14 protein-coding genes are annotated in these 7,080 nt (G+C 45.9%); all 14 read right to left on the bottom strand.

Going from position 1 to position 7,080, the window contains the following annotated elements:
• Positions 1 to 5: 5 nt before the first annotated feature.
• The 14 genes from FDF36_RS21025 to FDF36_RS21090 all read right to left on the bottom strand — a co-directional run bounded on the left by FDF36_RS21025 (position 6) and on the right by FDF36_RS21090 (position 6,917).
• Positions 6 to 263: a hypothetical protein gene (locus tag FDF36_RS21025; protein WP_032589488.1), complete on the bottom strand. Its 258-nt coding sequence runs from the start codon at positions 261 to 263 to the stop codon at positions 6 to 8.
• 14 nt (positions 264 to 277) lie between these two features.
• Positions 278 to 544: a hypothetical protein gene (locus FDF36_RS21030; protein ID WP_220390748.1), complete on the bottom strand. Its 267-nt coding sequence runs from the start codon at positions 542 to 544 to the stop codon at positions 278 to 280.
• Positions 537 to 797 carry a hypothetical protein gene (locus FDF36_RS21035; protein ID WP_259281496.1) on the bottom strand — a complete coding sequence of 87 codons (261 nt, stop codon included), beginning with the start codon at positions 795 to 797 and terminating at the stop codon, positions 537 to 539. The genes FDF36_RS21030 and FDF36_RS21035 overlap by 8 nt, the downstream gene beginning before the upstream one ends.
• A gap of 20 nt (positions 798 to 817) precedes the next feature.
• Positions 818 to 1,105 (bottom strand): hypothetical protein, encoded by a 288-nt coding sequence (locus tag FDF36_RS21040; protein ID WP_220392699.1) that lies wholly within the window; start codon positions 1,103 to 1,105, stop codon positions 818 to 820.
• Complete coding sequence (locus FDF36_RS21045; RefSeq protein ID WP_220392700.1) at positions 1,102 to 1,449, bottom strand: hypothetical protein; 348 nt, start codon at positions 1,447 to 1,449, stop codon at positions 1,102 to 1,104. The genes FDF36_RS21040 and FDF36_RS21045 overlap by 4 nt, the downstream gene beginning before the upstream one ends.
• 7 nt (positions 1,450 to 1,456) lie before the next feature.
• A complete protein-coding gene (locus FDF36_RS21050; RefSeq protein WP_220392701.1) occupies positions 1,457 to 2,089 on the bottom strand; it encodes a hypothetical protein in 633 nt (210 codons plus the stop codon).
• A gap of 130 nt (positions 2,090 to 2,219) precedes the next feature.
• Positions 2,220 to 2,948: a DUF2786 domain-containing protein gene (locus FDF36_RS21055; RefSeq protein ID WP_220392702.1), complete on the bottom strand. Its 729-nt coding sequence runs from the start codon at positions 2,946 to 2,948 to the stop codon at positions 2,220 to 2,222.
• Positions 2,949 to 3,008: 60 nt separating this feature from the next.
• Complete coding sequence (locus FDF36_RS21060) at positions 3,009 to 3,917, bottom strand: toprim domain-containing protein (protein WP_220392703.1); 909 nt, start codon at positions 3,915 to 3,917, stop codon at positions 3,009 to 3,011.
• Between the two features lie 47 nt (positions 3,918 to 3,964).
• On the bottom strand, positions 3,965 to 4,507 hold the full coding sequence (locus FDF36_RS21065; RefSeq protein WP_220392693.1) for a hypothetical protein: 543 nt from the start codon (positions 4,505 to 4,507) through the stop codon (positions 3,965 to 3,967).
• A gap of 19 nt (positions 4,508 to 4,526) precedes the next feature.
• Entirely contained in the window at positions 4,527 to 5,624 is a 1,098-nt protein-coding gene (locus FDF36_RS21070; RefSeq protein ID WP_220392694.1) for a DUF4373 domain-containing protein, read from the bottom strand.
• Between the two features lie 38 nt (positions 5,625 to 5,662).
• A complete protein-coding gene (locus FDF36_RS21075; protein WP_220392695.1) occupies positions 5,663 to 6,091 on the bottom strand; it encodes a DUF4373 domain-containing protein in 429 nt (142 codons plus the stop codon).
• A gap of 14 nt (positions 6,092 to 6,105) precedes the next feature.
• Entirely contained in the window at positions 6,106 to 6,291 is a 186-nt protein-coding gene (locus tag FDF36_RS21080) for a hypothetical protein (RefSeq protein ID WP_220392696.1), read from the bottom strand.
• Between the two features lie 29 nt (positions 6,292 to 6,320).
• The gene (locus tag FDF36_RS21085) at positions 6,321 to 6,671 is read right to left on the bottom strand and encodes a hypothetical protein (RefSeq protein WP_220392697.1); all 351 of its coding nucleotides are present in this window, start codon (positions 6,669 to 6,671) and stop codon (positions 6,321 to 6,323) included.
• Positions 6,672 to 6,689: 18 nt separating this feature from the next.
• Positions 6,690 to 6,917: a hypothetical protein gene (locus FDF36_RS21090; protein WP_220392698.1), complete on the bottom strand. Its 228-nt coding sequence runs from the start codon at positions 6,915 to 6,917 to the stop codon at positions 6,690 to 6,692.
• Between the last annotated feature and the right edge of the window lie 163 nt (positions 6,918 to 7,080).

Raw genomic sequence — 7,080 nt, forward strand, 5'->3', positions numbered from 1 at the left:
TTACGTTAAATCGTTCCTAAATCAAACTCTGAATATCTCTTGTTTATTTCTTGGCGCATCCATTCAAGGGTGGCACAATAATCATTAAATCGAGGTGAATTTTCTTCCGGTACATAATCTTCCAGTCTTTTAATCATATCCCGAAGTATCCATGCACGTTTTTTGGTTAGTCTTATTCTTCTGCCAATGATACCCCTTTTGCTCATTTGGTATAAACCTTCTCCAAATGAAAGATATTCTTTACCTTCAATCGTTTTACTCATATTTGTACTTGTTATTAGCTATTCATTGTTTTCCATTTCATTGCCACTTTCTGCATTTCATCAAGTATCCCTTCTGAAAATGCGTGCCAATCTTCTTTATAAGTTTTAGTACAAAACAGTGGAACCGGGGAATCATTCAAATAAAAATCAATCCATGAATACCCCTTTACGCTATCATAATTGCTTCTTCTATATCTAAGTATAGGACGAAGTTCTCCTGATAGATAAGATTTTTTGTCCTTATCCAAAGCTTCTATTAGTAGTTCTTTCCTTTTATTCATTGTCGTTTCTGTTTTTATCTCTGGTACAAAGCAGGTATGTACCATAAGCGAAAGGAAAACATATACTCAGTAAGAGGAATATCCGGCTCCCAACGGAAGGGGTGGAGCACAGGATGTCCGCTCTTTCGGCAACGACACCAAGGACTGTTGCCCCATATACTAAATAAGTTATTCCGAAGGCTCTACGGCTCATAATCATCTTATAAAAGATACTGTGTTTCTTTTCCTGAGGTATGTTCTTTTCTTTTGTCATAATTTTGTTCCTTCATTTTTTCAATCGTTTGTTTTTTCTTTCCGGGAGAAACGGAGATATTTTCTCAGGATATAATTGCAGCTCTTTGACAAACGTAAGCGGAAGGTTTCCTCACAGGGGAGCACCTCCAGTGTTACCACTACGGGCGGGTCCTGCCAGGTGATTTTAGGAAACACCTCCTGGAGTGTCCCTTGGGAAATCTGCAGGGCTTCCTCACCGTTCCACATTCCGGTATCCCTTTCGGGCTTGTAGATAAAAAGATGTCCCGTGCCGGCATAGTCCACGGCATACCAGTATGTACCCTTCATCCCTTATCCCGGCCTGCCTGTTTCCCGGGAAAGAAAACAGTGCCTTTTCCCAGCACGTTTCTCACTTGGGTAATAGAGATGATACATACCGTGTTGTCCGGCTTTCCTTTCACATGGATATTCCACCGGATCTCCCGGCTGCCCACCGCATCAAAATGTAAAGGTTGGGTACGTGGATACTTGGCGTCAAGTTCCTCAATCCGGCAGTGGATCTCCTCTTTCAGGTTTTCTAAAACCTCCCGGTTCTCTATCAGGCTGTCCTTGAACTTCAGGATGTATTCCTGGAGCTCGCTTCCCTTACGGTTCACCGATGCGTATGTCTGTATGTAATGTATGAAATACATATGGCTGTTATTTAATGGGTTCCTGTTTTTTATCCTGTATCTCCATTCTCCGCGTGATACGTGTACACTTTCTATTTTCCAGATAGATCATTAGTAACATCAGAGCTATAATTACCATAATTCCGACCGGCACAAGGGGGGAGAATTCCAGATTAAACGCGAAGGGTGTCACAAGTATTCCGATAGCCAAAAAGATAGAAACTACAAACAGAAGTGGCCAAAAGATGGAATTCTCGGGCCTTTCCTTTTGGATCATTCCCTCTATAAACCCGTTCCGAAGATACTTTCCGGCAGGCAGCATTTCCTCAAATTGGATGGACTGGTTGTACCTGCATCGCAGTTCGCCTCCTGAGACTGTCTTGAAAAAGCAGACTACACTCCCCACAAAAGGGGTATCACCATTAAAGGAGACATGAAATGTGACGACTACGTTCCGTAGCGCCTGGTTCATTTGGGAGATTGTATCGGAGCACTCCCGGCTTTTTGCTTCCAGAAAAGAGCGGAAGTCGGGGGTTGACAGTGCGTACTCCCAAATATTCCGGCTTACTTTCCGGGAGAAAATGTGCACTTTCGTTTTACCGGCGGGCATGTCTTTCTCGTGGTATGTGTAAACTGTCTGTATGTTATATGTAATTTCCATTTCTGTCATTTTATGCATTATTCTATTTCTTCGCCCCATAACTCTACATCAGTAGGGGCATGTTTGATTTGGTATCCGAACCATAACATGTCCAGGATATACAGGGTGATAAGCGGTATCCATGCTGTCATTACCTGTCTCCTCCGCTTATTTGCCTGTTCAGGCTGATGTTACGTCCGTCACCCATTCCGGAGCTATAAGCCGAATAATCGGTTTTTGCCTTTCTTGGCTGCACTTTGGAAGGACTTGTCCCGATTGTTTCCAGGTATCTCTCGATAAGGGCATTATGACAATGTACCAGGGCGGTCTCACGCACTTCTTCCGCCGAAGTGCTTCGCATCGCTTCAAACTGCCCTCTTAGTCCGGGTGTCACGCCTTCGAGGTACGAACGTATATACTTTTTCCTGTACTTCTCAGTACGGTAATATCCCCGTTTGGTCGATACATACTCCATGTGCCTTTTATCTGCCAGGCGGCGGAAAGCCGTACGCAGGTAATCATAAAGTACGGTTACAGCGGCAATATTCTCCTGCGTACCCACAATCAGCATGTTGGTGCTTCCCTGGTAACGGAGCATCCGGCAGTAGTTGTACTCACACAGTACGCGCAACAGGTCACGCTTCCAGTAGTTGCCGAATGCGTCCTTATAGCTGATCGCCCCGGACTCCCTGATTTCAAACACCGCTTCCGGCCGCTTTTCGTTCACGTCAAGCAGGGAAAGGTTATATTCTTTCAGAAGCCGGTTCACGTGCGTGGCGGCGGCTTTGGCTTCGCCTTCCGATGTGGTTGATTCCTTCAGGCGTATCAGTTTCCGGATACGTTCCAGGATCTTGTCCGGTATGTCATTTTCCTGTTTCATTATTCTATTTTGTTATCGATTCGTAAATCCTGCCGGTTAAATGTCCCGTTTACCGGCTCTTCACATTTCCCGCCCGCTTACCGGACACTTGATTTTCTGCAAAAACTCGTTGAAGTCATTGCATGACGGATACAGGCGTTCCGCCTCGTTCACCAGTACCGTGCCCTTGGGAAGGAAGTGCTGCATCTTTCTCAGGGCCTCACGCCCCGGAGCGTCATTGTCCAGGAAAGCGTGCACCTTTTTATACCCTGAAAGGAAATCCTTTGACCTGTCAACGATTGCTGTGGAGTTCAGTACGCACAGGTCCAACTTTCCCAGTGCCGGCATCTCAGGATGATCCTTCGCGTATTGCTTGAAACTCAGCAGGTCGAAGAACCCTTCAAAAACGGCACAGGACTTGTTACCCGCAGCAAGGCCGGTAATGTCCTTGGCAGTGGCACATCCCTTGAACATGCTGTTACGCAATTCGAAACCTCCGTGATCATTGGCGAACCCTAACGCGTATTTCTCGCGGGGATTCTTCTCGAAGCAGTAATGCACCTCCACGCAGTGCCCACGGACGATATCCGCATCGATTCCCCGTGAAGCGGCATAGTCAAGCAGGTGCCTGTTCTCCAAAGGAATGACTTTCAGAATGGTCATTGAAGAAGCCCGCTGTACCGCTTCCTCTGCCGCTGCCGGCCTTTGTACCGGGACTATGCCACCGAAGCCTAATTCCCCGATCTCTTTCATGGCCTGCGGGAAAGAGCAGTTCTGGATGCGCATGACCAGATCCACGACCCTGCCGTGACTGCCGTCCCCGAAATCATACCACCGGTTCTCATTCCTGAAAACCTTGAAACTCGGAGAGCTGTCACGGCGGAAAGGGGAGCGGTACATGTCGTATCCCCCGTACCGTCTGGACGGTTCGTAACCGTAGCGGGAAAGAATATCTCCCAACGGGATTGAATTGGCTTCCTGTGATGTCATAATCATATAATTGTTATAGTTCTTTAAGAATTCACTCTTCGGGGGCTTCAGGAAGAAACCCGCTGTACCGATAAAAATATTGCCGTAAAAAATGTCATTATGGCAGGCACATACAACCAGAATATTGTCGGATTGAGCCCGAAAAGCGGGACAACAGCAAATCTGGCAAGCAGAAAAAGCAGAATCGCTGCCAACATGAAGTACCTCGCTTTTTCCATGGCACAGGAGACGGATTCCTGCGCCTTTCTGGAGAGTTCCTCCAGATAATTTCTGAATTCCGTCCCGGGAAGGGCACAGTGTTCATACCGGCAAAGAAAACCCGGAGGAAAGCTCTTGTACCGGTAGAAACTGATACTGACTATCGGTTCCCCGGTATTCCTTGCATCCACCCGCAGAATGGCGTATACCCTGGCAAGTCTTTCGTTACCCCCGGCCTCCCGGATGTTCCTTGTGAAGAATTCCGGAAAATCCGGCTGACAGGTCACGGAGTGCCATACCTTCTCCAAACTTCCATCCGACAGATGGATGCTTCCGGAAGGAAAGTTGCAACTTCCCCTGAGTATTTCGACTTGTATTTCTTTGAATTCCATATGATTAAGCTTTTGATATTTATGCTGATACGGCCTTCCGCATCCGGCTCAGGAGGAACATGGTAGGGCTTTTGATCTTTTTGTTTCCCCAGGTCTCCTTCAGGGCTGTATCCAACACCAAGGGTGCAATGGAGGCAAGCTGGAGGATCTCCTGCTGGTCTTTCATCGGGATACCTAAGAGCTCGAGGGTTTTACGCCGTGTACGCAGGGTCTCCGCCTGTTTCCTTTCAAGGTCCGCCTGCCCGTATTCGGCGTTATACTTGGCGATGTAGTTATTGATCAGGGGGTACAGGTAACCCCTCGGGGTTAATCGGAATTTGCTCTGCTCGATATCACAGATTGCTTTCTCGACAGGGAAATCCGGATAATGGCTTTTTAGGATATGCACCCATTGGATGGCATTGGAGTCTATCCCCAGATCTTTGAGCTTCCCTGAAAGAGAGTCTCTATCCTCCTCCTTCTCCGGCCTGCCCCCGGGATGGCCGGAGGGGTTTGGGGAGGATATATTTTCTTTTATTTTATTTTGTGGTCTATTTTCGCGAATTATCCCCGATTCTTCGCGAACTACCCCGGCGGGGCTTTCCGGCTCTTGCAGCCTGCGTTTTAAATCCGCAATGGCTTGCGTGAGTTCCGCATCCCTGTCTTTTTCGTTGGTCTGCGTAGAAACGCGCATCCGGTGCGGTTCCGGGGCGGACTCCGCTTGGGGGACAGGGCAGGGAACGGCGGCCGCACTTAAAAGCAGGAAGTCATCCAGAATGGATGGCTTGCGGTGGATGGCCTTGCAAATACCCACATACCTATTCTGTATATCCTCACTGGTGAGGATCTGCCGGGTTTGCCAAAGCTCCTTATCGAAAAGGCACAGTTCCGCACAAAAGTCGATAATGTCCGCAATCCGTTGCTCGTCCATGCGGGAATAGTCCGAGACATCGCACAGCCCGTTGGTGTCCATAACCATGTAATATCCTTCCACGCGGAAAATCTCGTTCACGATGAAATGGTATACTCCCCATCCTTCCATTCCGAATTTATTTTTGAGTCTCTTGACTTTAGGGTCATAAAAATGATCGGTATCGAACCCGAAATAGGTGAAACCTTTTTTAGCAGTTCTTGGCATAAACTTATGTATTTAATAGTGGATAATAACCTTATGAATCAACTGGCCGAAAGTGCAAACTCCTCCTGGATGTAGGCCATGCCGCATAATTTGAGGTAGTCCTGCTGGATGTCCGCTGAGGTCAGCACCCCGTGCTTCCTGTACAGTTCGTCATTGAACAGGCCCACTTGTATGCAGCCGTTCACGATTCGGGTAATGTCTTCCAAAGAGGCATTCCAGTAAGAGGCCACCGCCTGCGCAGTCTCCTCGCACCAGGGAAGAAAATACTCTCCTTTGTAGAGTGCCTCACTCACCAGGTACCGGTAGATGCTGTATCCACCGAATCCGTAATTACGGGTAAGTGTCCTGACTTTCATATCAGAATATTGCGAAGTTCTGATCTCATAAGAGGGACGGGCTTCGCACCCCTGCCGCTGCGCATTCCTGGAAAGAGAGCGGCGTGTACCGGTTTGACGTTGGGTATTCATATATTTAGTTTTGATTATTGTTTATCTCCATGAAATAAGAGGATAGCCCTTTTTACTTTCAATAGCCATTCCCGGGGAAGTTTTGCTTCCCAACCTCGCTTGTCAGCCTCTAAAACACGTTGTTCTACCAGGGTCTCACACAGTGAGAGTACCCAGGATATTTCAAGAAATTCCTCTTTGGTCAGTTCCGGTTTCTCCATGATTTAATTCCTCTCTTATTAAGTTTGAATTAATAAATCGGCAAATCATATCCTTGCTGAATAAGGTATCTTATAGATTTCATACTTAGTTCTCTACTCGAATGATACCTGCTATCAACACCTTCTTCATGATAATGAAACATAAACTCTTTGCAGTTTAAGAAAAAAACAAGTTCCCTACTTTTTACATTATCTTCTTTTCTCCTCGAATAATGTATAAGAAATACAGTATCCGAAAACATTGTATTGCAAAAGTCCTTAGTAATTGGAGGATTCCAATAATCTAAACTTGGACAGCAGCCTTCAATTTCAATTATTTTCAAAACATCTTCTTCTGCTATACTCATTAATCCCTTATCCCCTATAGTAATTTGCTTCATTTCTGTATTTGTTTTACTCTATTTGACTACTATCTTATTATTACTTGTCGGCACAATAACCATAGAGCCATCGTCTGTTTTAGACCATGATATTTTGTTTATGCTTATTCCACCACGTTCAGACTTTATAGATAATTCCAAATTCGACTGTCTAACCTTTAATGAGGTCACTTCTTCCCATTGTTGGGTAAGTTCATTGAATACTTCCATAATATTCTTTCTGATTTGATTTGAATTATTCTTCATCCTGTTTTACGGGATAATAGCTTTCTTCCCCACATTTAGGGCAGAAATGAGATGTCCAACAGTATTCAGGATCATACTTCTTAACTCGTTCCGACCAAGCATGAATATATCCACACTCAGCACATTCTACCATTTTATCCTCTTCGTTCATTTCTTATCAGTT

Origin of the sequence: Bacteroides fragilis (assembly GCF_019583405.1) — a bacterium.
Classification (GTDB): domain Bacteria; phylum Bacteroidota; class Bacteroidia; order Bacteroidales; family Bacteroidaceae; genus Bacteroides; species Bacteroides fragilis_B.